This is a genomic window from Lysobacter sp. BMK333-48F3 (assembly GCF_019733395.1).
GTDB lineage: Bacteria > Pseudomonadota > Gammaproteobacteria > Xanthomonadales > Xanthomonadaceae > Lysobacter.
In genome coordinates this window covers 3,564,241-3,585,794 of record NZ_JAIHOO010000001.1, presented here as the reverse complement: position 1 = coordinate 3,585,794, position 21,554 = coordinate 3,564,241, and the positions used below count along the sequence as shown (strand labels likewise).

Genomic DNA, 21,554 nt, shown 5'->3' with positions numbered 1-21,554 from the left:
ACGGCACGAAACGCTGCCTAGCTGCCGGCGACCTTGATCGCCATGCCCAGCGCCAGATACACCTCGTCCGCGCGCGGCAGATAGGGCAGTGCAGCGAAGTCGACGACGTGACCCGTTAGTCTGGGATGCTGCGCCGCCAGCATTCTGCGACCGAGGCTATGCACGGCGGCTACGCTCTGGTCGCCCAGCAGCCCGGACAGAAGTTCTCTACCCACGAGACCTGTTGCGCCTGCGACGATGATGGTGCGGCTTGGCATTGCGAACTTCCGTCCACCGAGCTGAGATTCTGCTCGGGTCTCGGCTTGTCCGTCCAGCGACGGACTAATGCATTTGCCCTCGACGGAACGAGCTACAGCCCGGATAGGCTAATAGCCCCGCTATCTAGCCCAAATATTCAGCGAAGCATTCAAAGCGCTGTGCTTGCGTTCGTACCAAGCGCTGGACGACATCAAGAACGCCCTCTCCACGCGGCGCCGAGAACCCAATAATTTAATCAACCCGCCCTTTCAAACAGTAAGTATCAATATTCATTGCGCAAGCAAATACGAGCCCTCCTTATAGCCTCTCGAATATCAAGCTTTATCTGCTCCATCGATATTTCATTAAGAATACGCTTACTCCCCCACCGAGTTTCAGCATCGATTAATGCTGAAATTCCGAAGATTTCTAAGCATTCAACGAAATAGCTAGCGACAGCGGGAGTGAGCTCCAACTCGAGCTTCAACGCAAGGCGGGCAATTCTCGCCCCAATAACCGCTTCCAATTTCGCAGGCGGAACCACAAAATCCAATCTCCGATCGGCCAAACTGCTAGTAAACTCGGGCGTTACGATGCTCCGACCAGTTTTCAACGAAACGGCCACGCCATCTGTCGAAAAGCAGACTGAATCAAGCAAATTTCGCGCGTTTATATATGAGGAAGCATCAAAGCGAAATGCATAGCTTTTATCCAACTCCCAAACATCAACGTCGAATTGACCAACAACAAATCGATAACCGCCGAAATTTGTCTTCTTTAACAACGACACCCGATCATTGATCGACTCCATTCGCACGGGGCCCGATACAAAAATATCGAGATCATTAATCGACTTCCGGGCACCGAAAGCAACATCCCGAGGAGCTCCGCCAAAAAGATAAGCCTCCCCAACTTCGTTCCAAACATCAATTACCGCACTTAGTTCGTCATATTTTTTAAGTGCACGAACAAACCCCCGCAACTTCTGAGATACCTGAATAGACACTGAGCTCATAGAGCCCCTAACCCTCGAAGATCGCAATGCACTCTTATCGCATAGGAATCTGTCATTCCACAAACCTGATCACATACCAATTGTACCTGCCGATACCAACAAGGCAGGCCTAGATCCTCAGACTGCCTGTATACACGAACATAGTTTGGCGACATTAGTGACATAACATATTCGTCTATTTTTGATTGCGTCCCGTGTCGATGCTTGACTATCGACCTCCAAAAAACAGTCATCAGTTCAGGAATGATGTTATGCCCTTGCAGCTCCGCCTTAAGAACGGAGGGGTGATTATAGACGCGCAACACAGCGAAACATTTGAAAGCATCCACAAGCCGGGAAGACCTGAAATCCTCAGCAATCCCCTTCTTTAAAGTACCGAAAGCATTAGTTGTCTCGAGCGCCATAAATCGATCAATCGCATCTGAGACCATCAGCCCAATCGCATAGCTGCGTATAATATCAACTTGAGAATCTCTGATCTCCTTGCTAGAAAGAGCAACTTTTACACGGTCTTCGCGCGGCATGCGGAGGCTATTGAGCCAATCACGATCATCATTATATTGCTGCAAAAGGTGCTCAACACGAACATCGTTTTTGAAGCGCTCATCATTACCAATAAATGAAGCCAGCTCGGCAACGCTAACCAGCTCTTTTTTTACCGCATCCTCAATATCTAAAACCGAGTAAGCAATATCATCACAGACTTCCATTAGATAACTCAAAGGATGCCTAACCCCAACCTCTAGCCCCGTTTCAGCACTAGCCCATTCAAAAATAGTCTTTTCGGACCGAAACACACCAAATTTCTTTGGACCTCCATCAGAATTAACCGCACCTGATAACCATGGGTACTTCATAAATGCCCGAAGTGTTGATGCAGTAAGCCTTAGCCCACTTTTATGGTCTTGATGCTGCAGCCTAGTCAGCAGACGAAACCCTTGCGCGTTGCCTTCAAAGAGAAGGAAGTCCTTGAGAAAATCTCTATTGAACTCACTCTTAGCCTCCTTCTTGATTTCTGCTTCGTTACTTTCAACCCAACTGCGAATTGCGACCTCCCCCTGATGACCAAAGGGAGGATTTCCCAAATCATGAGTCAGTGCGATAGCCGCCAGCAAGGCGGGCACATTTCTCTGCGCGCCAGGAATGGACGCGAGCGCCTCGATATTTGCCGCTACGGCAGTCCCCATAGATCGCGCTAAGTTTGAGACCTCCATTGAATGAGTAAGGCGAGTTCTTACTCCATCGTGCATGTCCAACGGAAACACTTGCGTTTTATCTTTTAGGCGCCGAACAGGAGTACAAAAAACAACTCTATCAAAATCACGCTCGTGTTCTGTACGATGATCATTGATTGTCCCATAAATAAGCTTTTTGCGATCCTGCCCCGGCATACGCGACAACGAGAGCAACTTCATCCAGTCAAGTGGCTGCGCCCCCACGTCGCCACTGCTAAACTTCGGACCAACAATTTTTTGCTTTTTAGTTCCAGTCTTATTCAAGGCTTTAACGCCCTTCTTCACACCCCTCTTAGCCATCTTCGCCCCCTGTTGGCGTTACATTAAATAACAATGTGACCGACACCCAAAGAATCAACTATATGCGCGCGCCTGCGCGCGCGAGAAATTCAGCAAGCGCCATCAACCTGCATCCCGCGCATAACTAATCTGCCAAGCCGAACGCATCAGCGCCGCTTTTACGAACGAAGAAAACAAGACCCTCCGGCCATTCGCACGAGGGGCGAGGAAATCTTGACGTCCTCGATTCGAAGCATCGCCCCATAATTAAACATTACTAGAAAGCCCGCGCCCCTGGACACGCGAGACTGCTTTTGGCTAGCTCATTGCATCCTCACGACCGAAGCCACGAGCTTTTCGACAGGGTCAAGGTGTACAAACAATTTGCCAAGTCTCACCTCGGAAGGAATCAGTCCGGCATCAGAACTCCCACCTCATGGCATCGGCGGCTCGGTCATGCGCGCGAGTAACTCGGGAAGGTCGCGATGCAGCGACGATTGCTTTTTCAGCCCCTTATGCACTGCCTTGGTGACTTTTGGATCGGCAAGCCGGGCGTCGCGGGCTTGCTCGAGCGCCGCTCCGGGCGGCGCTGGGTTGATGCGGCCGTCATAGATCTCCAGACCATCGCAATTGAAGATGCGGATCGGGATTTCTGCTTGACCGCGCACGCGGTTCAAGTAGCTGGGCATGTTCTCGTAGCACTGCTTACGAAAGGTTTCCTGGTGATAAAGACCGTGACCGTCCCGGAGGAAGCCACTCAGGAAGCGCGCATCGACGGCGAGTTCGCTCTCCAATCTATGCACGGCCACGACTCGGACTTGAACTTCATAGCTCTCGACCTGCAGTAACCGTATCTGGTCGAGCAGGGCTTCCGCGTCGCTCAACATGGTATCGATGATGATGTTTTTACGGTCTCGAACCGCCACCTCTTGCAAGGCGGCGGCCCAGAGGCCGACATCATGGTCGGTATCGAGACGCCAGGCGTATGGGCTCGCGTTGCGCAGTTCACGCACACCCGGCCAATAGCTGCGGAGCCTGTCCGGGTCGATCATGATCAGATCATTGCCCAGGTCTGCTTTCGCCATGGCTATCAGGGCGCTTTTCCCTGCGCCCGGCTGGCCCACCAAGAAGATCGCCTTGGGCTGGGAGTGGGATGCGGCCTGCTCCATGCCGCTATCCGGAACGATCCGATCCCAGAAAATCATCTCGCCGCCCCCTATGTCCAACACGCGCTCTTGGGAGGTCATTCGAATGCCTTCTTGTGCCGCTTGAAGTAACGCCCAAGCCCGTCAGGATCGCTGTCGAAGCTCAAGAGCGCGCGGCCCATCGTCGATCTTGCGCGTTCGGCCGCGTCGAGCGACAAGGGATTTCCGTCGGCCTGCGCGGCTTCAAGCTGTCGAACGGCCTCTTGAAGGAAGCAGTCGAGCCGGTTCTGAAGTGCCCAGATGGCCTCGTCCAATGGCTGCACTCGGGGCGTCGGCTCTGCGAATTCATTCAGGACTGTTTGTAAGTTTTCGACATGCCCTGGGTAGTCCTTGAGCAATTCGCGCAACCTGAGCGGGACTTCCGGGGGCGGCAGCTTGGTCTTGAATATCCACATGCGGCGTCCTCTTCCTGAGTGGGCGTTGGGGCCGGATAAAAGTCCTCTATCCCGGGGCCGGCTTGCAAGCCTTGCGCGGCGGTTTCGGCACAAATTGTTCGATCGATCGGGTTGAATGAACGAAACCCGCAACCGTGGGTTGCGGTCGTACCGAGTCAGGCAGTGTTTCGACGTTCGCGATGCGTGGACGAATATGCCAATTAGCTTGTTTGGCCTAGTTTTCGTAACGCCCCCCGCCTTCGCGATTGCGCTCGTAGCTATGCGCCAGCGGAAACGGCGGCAGCCAGGATTCGCGGCGGACGGTCCACAGTTCGTAGGTGGGCTGGAATTGGTCGGGCGCGTCGAGGGCGCCCAGATTCAATTCCACTTCGTCGCCGCTGCGGCCGAATACCGGCGAGCCGCAGTTCGGGCAGAAGTGGCGGTTGCGGTAGTGGCGGGTTTCGCCTTCGACGCTGACCGCGTCGGCGGGGAAGATCGCCGAGCCGTGGAACAGGGCGCCGTGGTGTTTGCGGCAGTCGAGGCAGTGGCACAGGCCGACCCGATAGGGCCGGCCGGTGGCGACGACGCGGACGTTGCCGCACAGGCAACCGGCGGTGGTTCGGTCCATGCTGGGCTTCCTTCGAAGACGACCGCTGCCCGGTGTACGACGAATCCGGCGACGTTGCAATGCGAACCGTGCGCGGTTTCTGGCTTCAGCCGCGCCAGTTGGCGTGCGCGCTCCAGAACTCGACGCTGCGCCGGTAGGCCTCGCGGTCCAGCGCCACGCCGGAGCCACCCTCTTCCACGCCCAGGGCGTTGCGCATCATGGTGATCGGGGCCATCGGGGTCTCGAGCGGCTCGGCGGTGTACATGCAGCCGACCACGCCCCAGTCGGCATCGATGGCGGTGCCTTCCTTGGCCAGTTGTTCGCGGCTGTAGAGGATGACGATCAGGTATTCGGCCACCGGCGGGTCGAGGTCTTCGAACCAGCGCACCAGCACCGGCAGTTCGTCCTTGGTGCGGGCGTCGTAGCCGCTGCGCAGCAGGTGGCGGTTGGCGTCGGTGATCGGCACCGCCAGGCAGCGGGTGCTGGTCCAGTTGCGGTGCACATGCAGTTTGCAGAACGGGGCGTAGCCGTCCAGCACCATCAACGGCGGGGTGTCGTTGAGGTGGCGCTCGAACTGCTCCGGGGTGATGTCCTGGATGGTGTTGCGGCGCGGTTCGCGCGGGAACAGACGCGGGCGGGCGAAGTCGGTGAGGAAGATGGTCATGCGGGCATTATCGCGGAGCGGCGGCGCGCGGGTACGGGCGCGGCGGTCCTGCGCGTTGCCCTGCCCGCACGCTCCGGCGCGTCGGCGGGCTCAGCCGGCGACGCTATGGAACAGCGCCGGGCCGTAGGCGTCGCCGGCGTCCTGTCGGGCCAGCCACGGCTGTGCGGCCAGCGTCGGCGTGCAGGGGCCGAAGCTGCAGACGCGGATCGCGCGGTGTGCGGCCTGTGCGTGCAGGCGTTCGAGCACTTCGGCCAGGATCGCGCCCTGGAACGGGGTGTAGAGGTAGAACACGGTGCCGGAAGAGACATCCGCATGGCGCGCGTCGGCTTCCACGAAACGCACCTTGGCCAGGTGGAGGTCGGCGGCGGCCCGGCGCGCGTAGGCCACGTAGGCCGGTTCCAGTTCGATGCCGACGGTTTCGGCGCTGGTGCATATCGCGGCCAGCAGCGGCACGTGGCCCAGGCCGGAGCCCAGGTCGACGAGCACGTCGCCGGCGCCGAGTTCGCTGGCGCGGATCATCGCCAGGATGTGGCGGGCCGGGGTGGGCTGGTAGAACACCATGTCCGGCGCCAGCGCGACTTGCGGGGCCTGAGGCTCGCCGAACGGCAGTACCCCGGCGATCAGCTCGTCGAGCAGGTCGTAGGCTTGCGGGTCGCTGGTCGCCACCTCGCGCGCCCAGGCCGCCGCGTAGTGCAGCAGGCGCGCGGCGCCGTGGCCGTTGCGGATGTCCTGGCGCAGGTCGTCGTAGAACGCGGCGTTGAGCGCTTCGAACCGGTCGGCGGCGGCCTGGGCGCGGCGACGCAGGTCGACGTCGGTCGCGTGCGGTAGCCAGGCATCGATGCGGTCGAGCGCGTCGAGCCGGGCTGGAACGCGGTCGGGCTGTTCCAGCGCGGAGTCGTGTCCGAGTTGCGCCAGCAGGGCGCTGAGTTGTTCCATGCGCGCAGTGTAAGGCGCCGGTCTTGCCTGTTGCGCTTGCCCTCACCCCTGCCCCTCTCCCGCAAGCGGGAGAGGGGTCGGCAAAGACTGGGCGTCGTGATCTTGGGGAAGTCGTCGTGGCTGGTTTGCCCTCACCCCTGCCCCTCTCCCGCAGGCGGGAGAGGGGACGGCAAAAGCCGGGTGTCGTGATCTTGGGGAAGTCGTCGCAGCTGGTTTGCCCTCACCGCTGCCCCTCTCCCGCAGGCGGGAGAGGGAACGGCGAAGACTGGGTGTCGTGAGCTTTGGGGAAGTCGTCGCGGCTGGTTTGCCCTCACCCCTGCCCCTCTCCCGCAAGCGGGAGAAGGGAACAGCGAAGGCGGGGCGTGGATCGGATAGGGCTACGGCTTGCGGAAGAAATCCAGCGTCCAGTGCAGCAAGGTGCCGGAGCCGCCGAGGACGTCGTCGGTGACGCGCAGTTTCCACACGCCGTTGGCGACCTGGTCGGTCAGGTCCAGGGGCAGTTCCGGGCTCGGGTTGATCGGGCCGTTGTGGTGGTCGCGCAGCAGGTAGGCGCGGCCATCCGGGGCGATCAGTTCGATCTTGAGATCGCTGCGATGAGGATGGCTGATGCGATAGCTCAGCCGCGCGGCGCCGCCGTTGCCGTTGAGCCCGGCGACGGTCAGCGGGCTTTCCACCACGGTGTTGTCGTTGACCAGGTAATCGGTCGGGTTGGCGAACAGCGCGCGCGGGCGGGCGTCGTAGGCGGCGCCGTAGGCCGCCATCACGCTGGCGCCCTGGATATCCGTATCGGCTTTCAGGCGCAGGAAGTACGTCATTGGGAACTCGGCCTGCGGATTGCGTTCGACCCGACAGAAGGTGCTCCACACGCCCGACGTGCGGCAATGGAACTCGGTATCGGTCGGCGGCGCGCCTTCGCGCACGTACAGCGTGCCGCGGCCGGTGCCGAAACCGACCTGGGTGTTGAGGTAGAAGCCGGGCGCGTAGCCTTCCGGTTTCATGATGTTGAACAACAAGGACTCGCCGGCGCGCAGCGACATGCCGACGCGGGTGAGTTCGTTGGGCAGGCGGCTGGGGTCGATGTAGGGCAGCACGGTCAGCTGCACCGGCAAGCGGTGCGTCGCCGAGGCCGCCGTCGCGACCACGTTGGCCTGATAGTTGCCCGGCGCGGCGTCGCCGCTGGCGGTGAAGGCGATGCTGGTCGGGCCGTAGGGGTTCACCACCGCGGGACTGAAGCGCGCGCTGACGCCGGGCGGCAGGCCTTCCATCGAGAAAGCGATCGGCTGGTTCCAGGCGTGCAGCGGTCGCGCGTTGATGTCCAGCCAGCCGCTGATGCCGGCCTGTTGGGTCACCGCGACCAGGGCGCGGCTGCGCCCCACCGTCCACAAGGTGAAATCCGGCGCCGGATTGACGTACAGGTCGATCGCCGCACTGCGCACGATGCCGCCGGACGTGCCGGTGATGGTCAACGGGTACCGGCCCTGCTTCGCCTGCGCGGACGCGCGCAAGGTCAGGGTCGAATTCACCGCCGCCTTGGCCCCGGGGTTGACCGGATTGAGGCCGAACGCGGCGCTGACGCCGGCCGGCAGGCCGGTCACGCCCAGGCTCACCGGGTCGTTGAACGCGGTGCCGACCACGGTCACCGGCAGTTGGCTGCTGCCGCCGATGGGCGTCACGTGCTGGGTGCCCGACAGCACCAGTTTGTAGCCGGCGTCGGCGGTCACCACCAGGTTCACCGTGGTAGTGCGCAGCAGATCGCCGGAGCGGCCGTTGACAATGATCGGATAAGTGCCGACCGTCGCGCCGGCGGCGACGTTCAAGGTAAGCTTGGAGCGCGAACTGCCGTTGGCGGTCGCGGCCAGCGCGGCCGGCGAGAAATTCGCGCTCACGCCGCTGGGCAAGTTCGACACGGTGAGCGCGGCGGCGCTCTCGAACTGGTCGGAGCTGCTGAGTACGACGTAGGTCGCGACCGAGCTTTCCCGGCTGCTGAACACCGTGCGCGGCTCGACGCCGATGCTGAAGTCGCCGACGGTCTTGCCGGCGGACTGCGTTTTCGTTTGGGCGTGTGCGACGTTCGCCGTCGCCAACGCCAGTACAGCCAGCACCCAAACGCACTGAGCGACGGCGCGCAGCCGTCGCAGCGGGATAGTCATAGGACCGCTCCTGAAAGGGATGCCGGCGACGCCCCCGCGTCGCCGGTGCCGTGAGGCGCGGCGATCTTCCCAGAACGCCGAATGGCCGATTGAGAGGGCCCGCATGATTCGCGATGAACGAACGTGCTTGCGGCACAGTCCTGGCGAGGTGCGGCGAGCGGTCGTCGACTTCGTGCGGGCGAGCGCGGTTTGCGTGCGCGCGGTGCGCGACGGCAGCCTGCCGCTGGTCGGCGTCAACACCTTCCTGCCCAAGGACCACGGCGGCGACATCGTCACCGAGATCGAGCTGATCCGTTCGACCGAAAGCGAGAAGGGCCAGCAGATCGCCGGAGCGGCCGTTGACAATGATCGGATAAGTGCCGACCGTCGCGCATCCGCGACGTCGATCACGCTGCCGTCGTGCTTCTTGTGCTCGTAGTACAGGCTTTCTTCCTGGATCTTGCCGCGCTGGCCGCGACCGCGCCCCCGCGTCGCCCGCCGCATCTGGGCCCGCGCAATGCGCGAGCGCTACGGCGCCGACCCGCGCAGCCAGATGATGAAGTACCACATTCAGACCTCGGGCCGCTCGCTGCACGCCCAGGAAATCCAGTTCAACGACATCCGCACCACCTTGCAGGCGCTGTACGCGCTGCCGGCGTCGTACAGGGCGTGGCTGATCTGGCCCAGGCTGTGGGTCTTGACCGCCTCCATCAGGCTGGCGAACACGTTGCGGCGTTCGCGTGCGGCGGCCTGCAGGCCGCCGCACGCGAACGCCGCAACGTGTTCGCCAGCCTGATGGAGGCGGTCAAGACCCACAGCCTGGGCCAGATCAGCCACGCCCTGTACGACGTCGGCGGCGAGTACCGCCGCAACATGTAAACCGGCGCTTCCGCACCGGCTGCGACGAAAGGCCCGCTTGCGCGGGCCTTTTCGTTTCCGTGCACCAGCCCATGTAGGAGCGGCGTGAGCCGCGACCACCGAAGCGAGGGTCGCAAGCGTCTACCGCCGAGGCTCGGACCGCGGCGGCTGTCGCTGCGAAGCTTGGAGATCGGTCGATTCGGGTGAGTACGCGGTATTTCGCCGCTTCGGCTGTCGCGGCTTACGCCGCTCCTACATGGGCTGGTGCACGGAAACGAAAAGGCCCGCTTGCGCGGGCCTTTCGTCGCAGCCGGTGCGGAAGCGCCGGTTTACATGTTGCGGCGGTACTCGCCGCCGACGTCGTACAGGGCGTGGCTGATCTGGCCCAGGCTGTGGGTCTTGACCGCCTCCATCAGGCTGGCGAACACGTTGCGGCGTTCGCGTGCGGCGGCCTGCAGGCCGCGCAGGCCTTCGCCGGCATAACCGTTGCGGCCGACCTGGTAGGCCTGGACGTTGTCGATCTGCTGGCCCTTCTCGCTTTCGGTCGAACGGATCAGCTCGATCTCGGTGACGATGTCGCCGCCGTGGTCCTTGGGCAGGAAGGTGTTGACGCCGACCAGCGGCAGGCTGCCGTCGTGCTTCTTGTGCTCGTAGTACAGGCTTTCTTCCTGGATCTTGCCGCGCTGGTACATGGTGTCCATCGCGCCGAGCACGCCGCCGCGCTCGCTGATCGCCTCGAACTCCTTGTACACCGCCTCTTCGACGATGTCGGTGAGCTTGTCGACGATGAAGCTGCCCTGCCAGGGGTTCTCGTTGAAGTTCAGCCCCAGCTCCTTGTTGATGATCATCTGGATCGCGACCGCGCGGCGCACGCTCTCCTCGGTCGGGGTGGTGATGGCTTCGTCGTAGGCGTTGGTGTGCAGGCTGTTGCAGTTGTCGAACAGCGCGTACAGCGCCTGCAAGGTGGTGCGGATGTCGTTGAACTGGATTTCCTGGGCGTGCAGCGAGCGGCCCGAGGTCTGAATGTGGTACTTCATCATCTGGCTGCGCGGGTCGGCGCCGTAGCGCTCGCGCATTGCGCGGGCCCAGATGCGGCGGGCGACGCGGCCGATGACGGTGTACTCCGGGTCCATTCCGTTGGAGAAGAAGAACGACAGGTTGGGCGCGAAGTCGTCGATCTTCATCCCGCGGGCGAGGTAGTACTCGACGATGGTGAAGCCGTTGCTCAGGGTGAAGGCGAGCTGGCTGATCGGGTTCGCGCCGGCCTCGGCGATGTGGTAGCCGGAGATCGACACCGAGTAGAAATTGCGCACGTTCTTGTCGACGAAGAACTGCTGGATGTCGCCCATCATGCGCAGGGCGAACTCGGTGCTGAAGATGCAGGTGTTCTGGGCCTGGTCTTCCTTCAGGATGTCGGCCTGGACGGTGCCGCGCACGGTGGCCAGGGTCTTGTCGCGGATGCGCTGGTAGGTCTCGGCGTCGACGATCTGGTCGCCGGTGACGCCGAGCAGGCCCAGGCCGAGGCCGTCGTTGGTCTCGGGCAGCTGGCCGCTGTACTGCGGGCGCTGGCGGCCTTCGAACAGGGCGTCGATCTTGGCCCGCGCCTCGTCCCAACGCGACTGGTCCTCGCGCAGGTACTTCTCGACCTGCTGGTCGACGGCGGTGTTCATGAACATCGCCAGGATGATCGGTGCCGGGCCGTTGATGGTCATCGACACCGAGGTGCTTGGCGCGCACAGGTCGAAGCCGGAGTACAGCTTCTTCATGTCGTCCAGCGAGGCGATGTTGACCCCGGAGTTGCCGATCTTGCCGAAGATGTCCGGGCGCACGGCCGGGTCTTCGCCGTACAGGGTGACGCTGTCGAACGCGGTCGACAGGCGCGCGGCCGGCTGGCCGACCGAGAGGTAGTGGAAGCGGCGGTTGGTGCGCTCCGGGGTGCCCTCGCCGGCGAACATGCGGATCGGGTCTTCGCCGGTGCGCCGGTACGGATAGACGCCGCCGGTGTAGGGGTAGTAGCCCGGCAGGTTTTCCTTCTGCAGGAAGGTCAGCAGTTCGCCCCAGCTCTTGTAGGTCGGCGCGGCGATCTTCGGGATCTGCTGGTGGCTCAGCGACTCGCGGTAGTTCTCGACCCGGATGACCTTGTCGCGGACCTTGTATTCGTTGACCTCGTCGGTGATCGACTTCAGCCGCGCCGGCCAATCGCGCAGCAGCTTGAGCGCTTCGGAGGTCAGCGATTGGACGGCGTCGTTGTAGCGTTGGCGCAGGGTCAGCAGGGTGCGGTCGATGGCGACCGGGCTGCCCTCACCCGCGCCTGCGGCGCGACCTCTCCCGCTCGCGGGAGAGGTGTTTTGCTCGTCGCTCCGCCCTGCTCCCTCTCCCGCTTGCGGGAGAGGGCCGGGGTGAGGGCCCGCAGGCAACAGCGCTTCGCCGGCATACAGGTCCAGCGCCCTCGGCAATGCAGCGTCTTCCAGATCGTGCAACGACTGCCAATACGACTGCGCCCGGTCGGCGATTTCGGACTGGGTCTCGATCTGCCGGTTGATCGAGCGGCCCTGTTCGGCGATCTCGGCCAGGTAGCGCACCCGGCTGCCCGGGATCAGCACCGTCGCGCGCGGTTCCTTGAGCGAGGTGTCGATCTGGGGATCGAAGCTGCAGCGACCGACGCCGATTCCCGATTCCCCTTTCCCGACTCCCAGCTTCTCGCGCAACAACCGGCACAAGTTGGCGAACATCCAGCTGATGCCCGGGTCGTTGAACTGGCTGGCGATGGTCGGGTAGACCGGGACGTCCTCGTCCTTGGTCTGGAAGGCGACGCGGTTGCGCTTCCACTGCTTGCGCACGTCGCGCAGCGCGTCTTCGGCGCCGCGCTTGTCGAACTTGTTCAGCACCACCAGCTCGGCGTAGTCGAGCATGTCGATCTTTTCCAGCTGGCTCGGCGCGCCGAAGTCGCTGGTCATGACGTACATCGGGAAGTCGACCAGGTCGACGATCTCCGAATCGCTCTGGCCGATGCCGGCGGTTTCGACGATGACCAGGTCGTAGCCCAGGCTGCGCAGGAAGCCGATGCAGTCCTTGAGCACGGTGTTGGTGGCCGCGTTCTGCCGGCGGGTGGCCATCGAGCGCATGTAGACGCGATGGCTGCGCAGCGAGTTCATGCGGATGCGGTCGCCGAGCAGCGCGCCGCCGGTGCGGCGGCGGGTCGGGTCGACCGAGATCACCGCGATGCGCATGTCGGGGAAGTTGGCCAGGAAGCGGTTGAGCAGTTCGTCGGTGACCGAGGACTTGCCGGCGCCGCCGGTGCCGGTGATGCCGACCACCGGGGTCTTGCCGCCGGCCAACTGCCATTGCTTGCGCAGGTGCGCCAGTTGCGCCTCGTCGAGCGCGTTCTCTTCGATCGCGCTGAGGGTGCGGCCGATGCTGATCTCGTCGTCGATATGCGCGAGCGGCGGAGTCGGCTCGGTCGGCAGGCGCGCGTCGCTGGCGCGGCGGACCACGTCCTCGATCATCGCCACCAGGCCCATGTGCATGCCGTCGTTGGGATGGTAGATGCGCTCGACGCCGTAGGCCTGCAGCTCGCGGATCTCTTCCGGGGTGATGGTGCCGCCGCCGCCGCCGAACACGCGGATGTGGCCGGCGCCGCGTTCCTTGAGCATGTCGACCATGTACTTGAAGTACTCGACGTGGCCGCCCTGGTAGCTGGACAGGGCGATGCCGTCGGCGTCTTCCTGCAGCGCGGCGCGGACCACGTCCTCGACCGAGCGGTTGTGGCCGAGATGGACGACTTCGGCGCCCTGCCCCTGGATCAGGCGACGCATGATGTTGATCGCCGCATCGTGGCCGTCGAACAGGCTGGCGGCGGTGACGAAACGCAGCGGGGTGGCGTCGGGCTGAGCGGCGGGAACGTTGGCAGCGGTGGTGCTCATGGGCATCTCGATACGCGTTGCGGGCTGCGCGTATTGTAGCCCCGCGCGGGCACCCGCGTTCGCGGGCTTGCCGTGCGGTGGGGGATGGTGCTAGGCGGTTTGCAGCGGAGAAACCGCGGTTGCGACGCAGGTCGCGGCCGCAACCCCGCAATCCGGGGGCGGGAACGGCGCGAGCCGCGACCGCGAAACCGTGAGCGGCGGCGCAAGTCCCGGGGATGGATCGAACGTCGATGGCAAGGGGGCGGTGCCGATCGCGACGACGCAGTCGCGGCTCGCGCCGCTCCTACCCCTGTTCTTCTTTAGGAGCGGTGTCCCACGGATGCAGCGCAGCTTCAGTAAGCCGACGCGGGTCTGAACGCTGCGCGAGACCGAGTCAACAGACGGCGCGGGTCCGGCGTTGTGTCCGATGACCGGCGGGTGGCCGCCGACTACGAGGAGAACGACGATGGCGATGCGTCCGTGGATGATGGCGGCGGTGTTCGGCGTGGCGACGATGGCGGGCGTAGCCGCGCCGGCGGCGCAGGCGCGGACTTATATCGATGTGGACGTGGTGCGGGTGGCGCCTCCGCCGCCGCGCTACGAGCGGATCCGGCCGCGGCCGGGCTACGCCTGGGCGCCGGGGCATTGGCGCTGGACCGGACGCGGCTATGTCTGGGTCGGCGGGCATTACCTGCGGGTGCGGCCGGGCTATGTGTACGTCGGGCCGCGCTGGAATCACCACGGCCCGGGTTGGCGGTTCCGCGACGGCTACTGGGTTCGCCGCTGATCGACAGATCCGTCAGGGACGGAGGGCGTCAAGCCGCGTGGTGACGATCTGAAAACCGGTCTGCGGTCCGCGGCTTAACGCCCTCCGTCCCTTCGCCACTCCTTCGCCGCCTGCGCGGCGGCGGCGCCGTGCGTGCCGTGTCGATCCATAAGCGCCGCCCGGCCGAGCCCCCCGGCTGGCCGGTCGGCGCCGGACCGCGTCGCGACCGTTCCCCGGCGCCGCCCTGGCGGCGCATGCGCGTCGCACGGGCGACGCCTCGCAGTCCTTGCGCGATCGCGACGAAGTCCTGGGACCTCGCATCGGTTCCGGCAATCGAAGCCAACGCGCTCGCGGCGGCGACGCGGACACCGAGGGGACGGAGGGTGTTAAGCCGTCCGTCGATCGCCGTCGCCTCACGTATCCGCTTACGGCTTAACGCCCTCCGTGCCTGCCGAGGTTCCGAGCAGCCGACCTCCGTCGCCGCGTCGTCGCTCGCTGCGGCCAACGCAGCGTCGTAAAGCACCGGAGGACTGCCAGGCGCGAACGCAGCGGCGCCACGCAGAATCCGGGCGCATCCTGCGCGCAGTACCCCACGTCACATCGATGCGCGCGACGCGGATTTGGATCGAGACAAGCCGCACGATGGACACAACCTCGCCAGCGCCGTTGCGAACGCTCGTGCGTTGCCTTGCGCGCATGCCGCTGCGCAACAACCAACAGCCAGCCGCGGCAAAGTCGCTGTGCGCGCCGTCCGGCCGCGCCACGGCGAGCGGGTCCGCCGTACCGCCGTCGCTGCGCGAAAAACCGGCGATGCCGCGCGGAAGTCGAACCCGCACCCCGACGCCGCGCCGCCCATGCCGAGCGCGCAAGGCGCCGCCGCGGACTTTCCTGAATGCGCCTCCCTGCCCCGCCAGCCACGACGGCGCGGGCCTTGCAATACCTAGCCGTATCGGCCGATTGCATTAGACTACGCCGCGCTACGCCGGGCCCTACCGCCACGACGTACCGGCCAATCCATTCCCATTCAACGACTTACACACCACCTGGCGTCGCCAGCGCTACGCGCAGCCCGCGCCGGTTCGGAGCACCCGATGATTTTCGAAACCCTCGACACCTTCGGCCATGAGCAGGTCGTCTTCTGCCATAACAAGGACGCCGGCCTGAAGGCCATCATCGCGATTCACAACACCGTGCTCGGCCCGGCCCTGGGTGGCCTGCGCATGTGGCCGTACAAGACCGAGCAGGACGCGCTCAACGACGTGCTGCGCCTGAGCCGCGGCATGACCTACAAGAACGCGGTCGCCGGCCTCAACATCGGCGGCGGCAAGGCGGTCATCATCGGCGACCCGTCGGCCGACAAGTCCGAAGCCCTGTTCCGCGCCTTCGGCAAGTTCGTCGATTCGCTGGGCGGCCGCTACATCACCGCCGAAGACGTCGGCATCGACGTCAACGACATGGAATACGTGTACCGCGAGACCGAGTACGTCACCGGCGTGCATCAGGTCCACGGCGGTTCGGGCGACCCGTCGCCGTTCACCGCCTACGGCACCCTGCAGGGCCTGATGGCGGCGCTGAACAAGCGCTTCGGCGACGAGGAAGTCGGCAAGTACAGCTACGCCGTGCAGGGCCTGGGCCACGTCGGCATGGAATTCGTCAAGCTGCTCAAGGAGCGCGGCGCGAAGATCTTCGTCACCGACATCAACAAGGGCCTGGTCGACAAGGCTGTGTCCGAGTACGGCGCCGAAGCGGTCGGCCTGGACGAGATCTACGACGTCAACGCCGACGTGTACTCGCCGTGCGCGCTGGGCGGCACCGTCAACGAGCAGACCCTGCCGCGCCTGAAGGCCAAGATCATCTGCGGCGCCGCCAACAACCAGCTGGCCAACAACGCCATCGGCGACGAAGTGGCCAAGCGCGGCATCCTGTACGCGCCGGACTACGCGGTCAACGCCGGCGGCGTGATGAACGTGGCGCTGGAACTCGACGGCTATAACCGCGAGCGCGCGATGCGCATGATGCGCACGATCTACCACAACCTCGGCCGCATCTTCGAGATCGCCGAGCGCGACAGCATCCCGACCTACACCGCCGCCGACCGCCTGGCCGAAGAGCGCATCAACGCGATCGGCAAGCTCAAGCTGCCGCTCGGCCGCAGCACGCCGAGCTTCCGCGGCCGCATCCGCGGCGGTCATTGATCCACTTCGACGGGGCCGAACGGCCCCGTCGTCGCATCCGACATAGGGGGATGGCGCGTCGCTGCGTTTAGCATGACGCGCCCTTCGCCGTGTGTCCGTTTCGCGTTCGCGTCGCCAGCCCCTGGAGCCCGCCATGCCCAAGCTTGCCATCGCCCCACCCCTCATTCTGTCCGTCGCCCTGTCCCTCGCTCTCGCCGGCGCCTGCGCCGTGCAGGCCAACGAACCGGCCGCCGCCGGCCACCGCGAGGTCTACGACTACGACCGCCAGGAGTCCTGGCAGGCCGCATCGGCCAAGTCGCAGTCGCCGATCGACATCGTCACCGCCAGCGCCGTCGCCGCCGATGCGGCCGAGCCGGGCGCGATCGAGTTCAAACACACCCACGGCCCGGTCGACAAGGTCGAAGACAACGGCCATGCGGTGCAGGTCGACACCCACGCCACCGAAGCCACCATCCGCGGCCGCCATTTCAAGCTGGCCCAGTTCCACTTCCATTCGCAAAGCGAACACACCCTGGACGGCCGCCACTTCCCGCTCGAAGGGCATTTTGTGTTCAAGGCCCAGGACGGCCGGCTGGCGGTGATCGGGGTGATGTATGAACAGGGCCAGGCCAATCCGGTCGCGCAGGACGTGCTCGACGGCCTGCAGCCGGGCCGCAAGCCGGCCCAGCACGAGATCGACATCGAGGGCCTGATCCCGAAGTCGCACGCCTACTACCACTACCTGGGCTCGCTCACGACCCCGCCGCTGACGGAAAATGTCGAGTGGTACGTGATGCCGGCGCCGGTGACCATGTCGCAACGGCAGATCGACGGGTTCCTGTCGCACTACCGCCGCAACAACCGCAACCTCCAACCGCTCAATGGGCGGCCGCTGATTCGTTACGAGGGCTGATATGCGCAGTTTTCCCCTGGGTGAAGAAATCGACGCACTGCGCGATGCCGTGCGCCGTTTCGCCGAAGCCGAGATCGCACCGCGCGCGGCGCAGATCGACCACGACAACGCGTTTCCGCAGGACCTGTGGCCCAAGCTCGGCGAGCTGGGCCTGCTCGGCATGACCGTGCCGGGCGAGTTCGGCGGCAGCGACATGGGCTACCTGGCCCACCTGGTGGCGATGGAGGAGATCTCGCGCGCGTCCGGTTCGGTCGGCCTGTCCTACGGCGCCCACTCCAACCTGTGCGTGTCCAACCTGTACGCCAACGGCAACCAGGCGCAGCGCGCGAAGTACCTGCCCAAGCTGTGCAGCGGCGAGTGGAAGGGCGCGCTGGCGATGAGCGAGCCGGGCGCCGGTTCCGACGTGGTCGGCTCGATGAGCTGCCGCGCCGAGCTGCGCGACGGCGTGTGGGTCGCCAACGGCAACAAGATGTGGATCACCAACGGCCCCGAAGCCGACGTGCTGATCGTGTACATGCGCACCGCCGGCAAGGACGCGGGCAGCAAGTGCATGACCGCCTTCATCGTCGAGAAGGGCATGAAGGGCTTCAGCACCGCGCAGAAGCTGGACAAGCTGGGCATGCGCGGCTCCAACACCTGCGAGCTGGTGTTCGAGGACTGCCAGATCCCGGCCGAGAACGTGCTCGGCGAGGTCCACCACGGGGTCAAGGTGCTGATGAGCGGCCTCAACACCGAGCGTCTGGTGCTGAGCGGCGGCCCGCTGGGCCTGATGCAGGCGGCGCTGGACATCGCCCTGCCCTACGTGCGCGAGCGCAAGCAGTTCGACGTGGCGATCGGCACCTTCGGCCTGATGCAGGGCAAGATCGCCGACATGTACACCGCGCTGCAGTCCAGCCGCGCCTTCGCCTACCAGGTCGCGCGCGACTACGACGCCGGCCACAAGAGCCGGGTCGACGCCGCCTCCTGCCTGCTGCACGCCTCCGATGCGGCGGTGCAGGTGGCGCTGGAAGCGATCCAGACCCTGGGCGGAAACGGCTACATCAACGAGTACCCGACCGGGCGGATCCTGCGCGACGCCAAGCTGTACGCGATCGGCGCCGGCACCAACGAAATCCGCCGCATGCTGATCGGCCGCGAGCTGTTCGACGGCAAGAGCTGAGCCACACCGCGTCCCGCGGTCGCCGCAACCCGAACGCCGTCGCAACCGCGACGGCGTTTTGGTTTGCGCCCCCATCGCGCTTCGCCTCGCGCCTTCGGGAGTAGGAGCGGCGTGAGCCGCGACCGCGACACCTCGGCAACGACGCGAACCGCAAGCAGGCGACGGTACGGCGCTTCGGCCGATTGCGATGCCGTTGGCCTTCCTGCGCTTTCTCCGTCGCGGCTCACGCCGCTCCTACAGGGGCTCGCGCCGCTTGCGATCGGCGCGGCGCGAGCGCCGCGTCAGAACGGATAGCTCCACCACGCCATCGCGCCGAAGCGCGGCTGGCCGTCTTCGTAGCGCTGGTCGAGATCCAGGCGCAGCTCGCCGGCGCGCGGGAAACGCAGGTCCAGGCCGAAGCCAAGCACCCCGACTTCCTCCGGCAGCGGCTCGCCGAGGATCGGCGCCCACACCTCCATCGCGGTGAAGCGCGCGGCGATGGCGTCGCCGCGCAGGCTCAGCCGGCGCTGCCATTCGGCGCGCGCGTCCCAGCGCCAGCGCGTCCCGCCCCACTGCCCTTCGCGCTGCAGGCGCAGGCCCGCCAGGGCCTGGGTCGCCTGCAGGCTGGACGCTTCGCTGCGCAGGCCGAAGCCGAGCGCGCCGGGCTCGTCGAAGCCCTCGCGCTGCAGCCGCATGAGCTCGGCGCCCAGGTAAGGCGCGAACACCGTCGCGCCGCGGCCGTAGCGGCGGCCGGCCTGCAGGCCCAGGTGCAGGTAGCGCTCGCCGTAGTCGCTGCCGACCCCGAACCGGCTCGCGCCGAGGGCGATCTCGCGCTGCAGTTCGCGGTCCATGTAGCCGAACGCGGCGCGGCCGAAGGCGTAGTTGCGCTCGCCGTTCCAGGCTGCGTACAGCTGCGCCTCGGTCTGCCGGTTGCGCTCGCGGTCGCCGAGTTCGGCGTGGCGGGCATAGCCTTCGCTGCGGCTCAGCGCGGCGCCATAGGTCCAGGCGCCGAGGCGCCGGTCCTGGCCCATCACCCAGCCGTCGGCGTCGAGCTCGTAGCGCCCGGCGGCGACGCGCTGCGCGTCCAGGCGCTCGCTCCAAGCGCCGTCCTGCGGCCGCCGGACCTGCGCGTCCAGGCGCGACTCCAGCGCGCGCCGGTTGGCCTCGATCGCCAGTTGCGCGAAGGCCGCGTCGGCGGTGTGCAGCTCGCCCGACAGGCTGGTCAGCGAGCGCCGCGCCTGCGCCGTGTCGGCGCTGCGCTGCAAGGCGCCGAGGCCGGCGCCGAACCCGCCCTGCGCACCGTCGCCGTTCGCCGCGGCGCCGCCGTTCAAGCCGACCAGGGCGCCGTCGACGCGCTGCGCCGCGGCCGCAGCCGCGGTCGGCACGCCGATGCTCTGCGCCGCCGCGGTGATGTTGAGCGCGACGATATCGAGCCAGGCCTGGGTGCCGCTGTAGCCCAGGGTCGCCAGCAGGAACACGCCCGGCGCGCTGCTCAGGCTGTCGAACGTGCCGCTGACGCTGCCGGCGTTGAGGAACACCTCGCGGCTGGAGCGCACATAGCCCGGCAGTTGGCCGAGCACGTGCGCGCCGCCGGCCAGGCTGGCGCTGCCGCCGACCTCCAGGCGCGAGCCGATCAGGAACTGCAGTTGCGCGCCGGCGCTTTGCAGGTAGTCGCCGTCGATGCGCAGGCCGGCGCCTTCCAGGCGCAGCGCGCCCTGGTTGTCGACCCGATTGCCGACCCGCGCGCCGGCGCCGCCGACGAAGCTAGCGCCCGGCCGCACCGCCAGCGGCGAGGCCAGCACGCCGTTGTCGTTCAAGCGCAGCACGCCGGCGTTGACCTGGGTCGCACCGGTGTAGGTGTGGGCGGCGGCGCTGTCCAGGCGCAAGGTGCCGCTGCCTTCCTTGATCAGGCCGCCGGCGCCGGCGATCGGGTTGGACCAGGTCGAGCTGCCGTCGAAGGCGACCCGCACGTCGCCCCAATCGAACCGGCGCGGGCCGCGCACCGCCGCGCCGATGTCGAGCAGGCCGTAGCCGAACACCGGGTCGACCCCGGGCGCGCCCAGGTCCTTGGCGTTGCCGAGCAGGGTCTGCCGGACCAGGTCGTTGTTGAAGTAAGGGAACGCCTGCCAGACCAGCGCCGCCGCGCCGGACACCTGCGGCGCGGCGAACGAGGTGCCCTGGATGAACCAGTAGGTCGGGCTGCCGACCGCGTCGTTGACCCCGGTGGCGATGACATTGCCGGGCGCGACCAGGCAGTAGCGCATGGCGATGCCGCAGGCATTGGAATAGCTGGCCAGTTGGGTCGGGTTGTTGCTGTCCAGCGCGGCCGCGGCCAGCCAGCCGCGCTCCAGGATCGAGGCGCCGGCGCCCTGGCTGGGCAGCGAAGCGTTGTCGGTCGGGTCGGGGCGCGATTCGTTGCCGGTGGCGAACACCACCAGGCCGCCGTTGTCGATGAAGGGCTGGTAGGCGGCGATGAAGCTCTGGGTGACGTTGTCGCCGGTCCAGTACAGGCCGCCCCAGGAGTTGTTCATGATCCGCACGCCGGCGTTCATGAGGTCGCGGCTGACGATGTCCAGGCCGCCGTTGTTGGTGGCCTGGTTGCCCTGGCCGGAGCCGTCGTCGCTGGGCCGGGTGTCGGCCAGGATCCGCGCCGAGACGATCTGCGCGCCCGGAGCGATGCCGCCGGGCCACTGCCCGACCGGGGTGCCGGCGGCGATCTGCGAGACATAGGTGCCGTGGCCGAGCACGTCGTCGATGGCGTGGTTGTTGGTGCGCGGGTCGGTGTAGATCAGCATCGGCCCGACCCGGCCGGCCAGGGCCGGATGGGTCCGGCGCACCCCGCTGTCGACCACGCCGATGCGGATGCCCTGCCCGGTCAGGCCCAGGGCGTGCGCGGCGCGGGCGTTGGTCAGGGCCAGGTGGACGTCGGCCGCAGGCTGGTTCGGGCTCGGCGGCGGCGGAGTGGTCGGCGGCGGCGTGGCCGGCGGCGGATCGGCGCGGAGGTTGCCGCCGCCTCCGCCGCCCCCGCCGCAGGCGGCCAGGGCCAGCACCAGCGCGGACAGGCTCAGGCGCGCTCCCGGCCGCGCCACCGCTGCGTATCGCTTCATCGCACACCCCCGTAG

Annotated in this window: 16 protein-coding genes and 1 pseudogene; 6 read left to right on the top strand and 11 right to left on the bottom strand. The window is 65.7% G+C overall.

The annotated features are described in order from the left end of the window. Positions 1-17 precede the first annotated feature (17 nt). The 9 genes from K4L06_RS15435 to K4L06_RS15395 form a co-directional block, all read right to left on the bottom strand. Positions 18-257 (bottom strand): hypothetical protein, encoded by a 240-nt coding sequence (locus K4L06_RS15435; RefSeq protein ID WP_221672240.1) that lies wholly within the window; start codon positions 255-257, stop codon positions 18-20. A 263-nt stretch (positions 258-520) separates the two neighbouring features. Then, the gene (locus K4L06_RS15430) at positions 521-1,252 is read right to left on the bottom strand and encodes a hypothetical protein (RefSeq protein WP_221672239.1); all 732 of its coding nucleotides are present in this window, start codon (positions 1,250-1,252) and stop codon (positions 521-523) included. Continuing rightward, the gene (dgt, locus tag K4L06_RS15425) at positions 1,249-2,787 is read right to left on the bottom strand and encodes a dGTP triphosphohydrolase (RefSeq protein WP_221672238.1); all 1,539 of its coding nucleotides are present in this window, start codon (positions 2,785-2,787) and stop codon (positions 1,249-1,251) included. Before dgt ends, K4L06_RS15430 begins: the two co-directional genes overlap by 4 nt. A gap of 413 nt (positions 2,788-3,200) precedes the next feature. Then, the gene (locus tag K4L06_RS15420; RefSeq protein WP_221672237.1) at positions 3,201-4,013 is read right to left on the bottom strand and encodes a zeta toxin family protein; all 813 of its coding nucleotides are present in this window, start codon (positions 4,011-4,013) and stop codon (positions 3,201-3,203) included. Next, positions 4,010-4,366 (bottom strand): hypothetical protein, encoded by a 357-nt coding sequence (locus tag K4L06_RS15415; RefSeq protein WP_221672236.1) that lies wholly within the window; start codon positions 4,364-4,366, stop codon positions 4,010-4,012. The genes K4L06_RS15420 and K4L06_RS15415 overlap by 4 nt, the downstream gene beginning before the upstream one ends. A 214-nt stretch (positions 4,367-4,580) precedes the next feature. Next, complete coding sequence (locus K4L06_RS15410) at positions 4,581-4,973, bottom strand: GFA family protein (RefSeq protein WP_221672235.1); 393 nt, start codon at positions 4,971-4,973, stop codon at positions 4,581-4,583. A gap of 85 nt (positions 4,974-5,058) precedes the next feature. Further along, complete coding sequence (locus tag K4L06_RS15405; RefSeq protein WP_221672234.1) at positions 5,059-5,616, bottom strand: DUF3228 family protein; 558 nt, start codon at positions 5,614-5,616, stop codon at positions 5,059-5,061. 90 nt (positions 5,617-5,706) lie between these two features. Beyond that, the gene (locus K4L06_RS15400) at positions 5,707-6,552 is read right to left on the bottom strand and encodes a methyltransferase domain-containing protein (RefSeq protein WP_221672233.1); all 846 of its coding nucleotides are present in this window, start codon (positions 6,550-6,552) and stop codon (positions 5,707-5,709) included. A 377-nt stretch (positions 6,553-6,929) separates the two neighbouring features. After that, a complete protein-coding gene (locus K4L06_RS15395; RefSeq protein ID WP_221672232.1) occupies positions 6,930-8,702 on the bottom strand; it encodes a proprotein convertase P-domain-containing protein in 1,773 nt (590 codons plus the stop codon). 103 nt (positions 8,703-8,805) lie between these two features. Here K4L06_RS15395 and K4L06_RS15390 point away from each other — a divergent pair, with 103 nt between their 5' ends. After that, positions 8,806-9,120, top strand: a complete 315-nt coding sequence (locus tag K4L06_RS15390) for a hypothetical protein (RefSeq protein ID WP_221672231.1) — start codon at positions 8,806-8,808, stop codon at positions 9,118-9,120. A gap of 48 nt (positions 9,121-9,168) precedes the next feature. Then, positions 9,169-9,560 (top strand): annotated as a pseudogene (locus K4L06_RS15385) (methylmalonyl-CoA mutase family protein); the annotation flags it as partial. Positions 9,561-9,868: 308 nt separating this feature from the next. Here the strand turns inward: K4L06_RS15385 and K4L06_RS15380 are convergent. After that, entirely contained in the window at positions 9,869-13,462 is a 3,594-nt protein-coding gene (locus K4L06_RS15380) for a methylmalonyl-CoA mutase family protein (protein ID WP_221672230.1), read from the bottom strand. A gap of 445 nt (positions 13,463-13,907) precedes the next feature. Between K4L06_RS15380 and K4L06_RS15375 the strand changes: the two genes are divergently transcribed. From K4L06_RS15375 to K4L06_RS15360, 4 genes are all read left to right on the top strand, one after another. Continuing rightward, positions 13,908-14,228 carry a hypothetical protein gene (locus K4L06_RS15375; protein ID WP_221672229.1) on the top strand — a complete coding sequence of 107 codons (321 nt, stop codon included), beginning with the start codon at positions 13,908-13,910 and terminating at the stop codon, positions 14,226-14,228. Positions 14,229-15,298: 1,070 nt separating this feature from the next. Further along, complete coding sequence (locus K4L06_RS15370; protein ID WP_221672228.1) at positions 15,299-16,402, top strand: Glu/Leu/Phe/Val dehydrogenase dimerization domain-containing protein; 1,104 nt, start codon at positions 15,299-15,301, stop codon at positions 16,400-16,402. A 133-nt stretch (positions 16,403-16,535) separates the two neighbouring features. Next, positions 16,536-17,294, top strand: a complete 759-nt coding sequence (locus K4L06_RS15365) for a carbonic anhydrase family protein (RefSeq protein ID WP_221672227.1) — start codon at positions 16,536-16,538, stop codon at positions 17,292-17,294. 1 nt (position 17,295) lies between these two features. Further along, positions 17,296-18,453, top strand: a complete 1,158-nt coding sequence (locus tag K4L06_RS15360; RefSeq protein ID WP_221672226.1) for an isovaleryl-CoA dehydrogenase — start codon at positions 17,296-17,298, stop codon at positions 18,451-18,453. 281 nt (positions 18,454-18,734) lie between these two features. Here K4L06_RS15360 and K4L06_RS15355 read toward each other — a convergent pair whose 3' ends face one another. After that, positions 18,735-21,539 (bottom strand): S8 family serine peptidase, encoded by a 2,805-nt coding sequence (locus tag K4L06_RS15355; RefSeq protein ID WP_221672225.1) that lies wholly within the window; start codon positions 21,537-21,539, stop codon positions 18,735-18,737. Positions 21,540-21,554 lie beyond the last annotated feature (15 nt).

Excerpts from the sequence above, each read along its gene's own strand:
- K4L06_RS15390 (WP_221672231.1), top strand. The coding sequence starts at position 8,806 with ATGATTCGCGATGAACGAACGTGCTTGCGGCACAGTCCTGGCGAGGTG.
- K4L06_RS15380 (WP_221672230.1), bottom strand. The coding sequence starts at position 13,462 with ATGAGCACCACCGCTGCCAACGTTCCCGCCGCTCAGCCCGACGCCACC.
- K4L06_RS15375 (WP_221672229.1), top strand. The coding sequence starts at position 13,908 with ATGGCGATGCGTCCGTGGATGATGGCGGCGGTGTTCGGCGTGGCGACG.
- K4L06_RS15400 (WP_221672233.1), bottom strand. The coding sequence starts at position 6,552 with ATGGAACAACTCAGCGCCCTGCTGGCGCAACTCGGACACGACTCCGCG.
- K4L06_RS15365 (WP_221672227.1), top strand. The coding sequence starts at position 16,536 with ATGCCCAAGCTTGCCATCGCCCCACCCCTCATTCTGTCCGTCGCCCTG.
- K4L06_RS15405 (WP_221672234.1), bottom strand. The coding sequence starts at position 5,616 with ATGACCATCTTCCTCACCGACTTCGCCCGCCCGCGTCTGTTCCCGCGC.
- K4L06_RS15435 (WP_221672240.1), bottom strand. The coding sequence starts at position 257 with ATGCCAAGCCGCACCATCATCGTCGCAGGCGCAACAGGTCTCGTGGGT.
- K4L06_RS15415 (WP_221672236.1), bottom strand. The coding sequence starts at position 4,366 with ATGTGGATATTCAAGACCAAGCTGCCGCCCCCGGAAGTCCCGCTCAGG.
- K4L06_RS15430 (WP_221672239.1), bottom strand. The coding sequence starts at position 1,252 with ATGAGCTCAGTGTCTATTCAGGTATCTCAGAAGTTGCGGGGGTTTGTT.
- K4L06_RS15355 (WP_221672225.1), bottom strand. The coding sequence starts at position 21,539 with ATGAAGCGATACGCAGCGGTGGCGCGGCCGGGAGCGCGCCTGAGCCTG.
- K4L06_RS15395 (WP_221672232.1), bottom strand. The coding sequence starts at position 8,702 with ATGACTATCCCGCTGCGACGGCTGCGCGCCGTCGCTCAGTGCGTTTGG.
- K4L06_RS15410 (WP_221672235.1), bottom strand. The coding sequence starts at position 4,973 with ATGGACCGAACCACCGCCGGTTGCCTGTGCGGCAACGTCCGCGTCGTC.
- dgt (WP_221672238.1), bottom strand. The coding sequence starts at position 2,787 with ATGGCTAAGAGGGGTGTGAAGAAGGGCGTTAAAGCCTTGAATAAGACT.
- K4L06_RS15420 (WP_221672237.1), bottom strand. The coding sequence starts at position 4,013 with ATGACCTCCCAAGAGCGCGTGTTGGACATAGGGGGCGGCGAGATGATT.
- K4L06_RS15360 (WP_221672226.1), top strand. The coding sequence starts at position 17,296 with ATGCGCAGTTTTCCCCTGGGTGAAGAAATCGACGCACTGCGCGATGCC.
- K4L06_RS15370 (WP_221672228.1), top strand. The coding sequence starts at position 15,299 with ATGATTTTCGAAACCCTCGACACCTTCGGCCATGAGCAGGTCGTCTTC.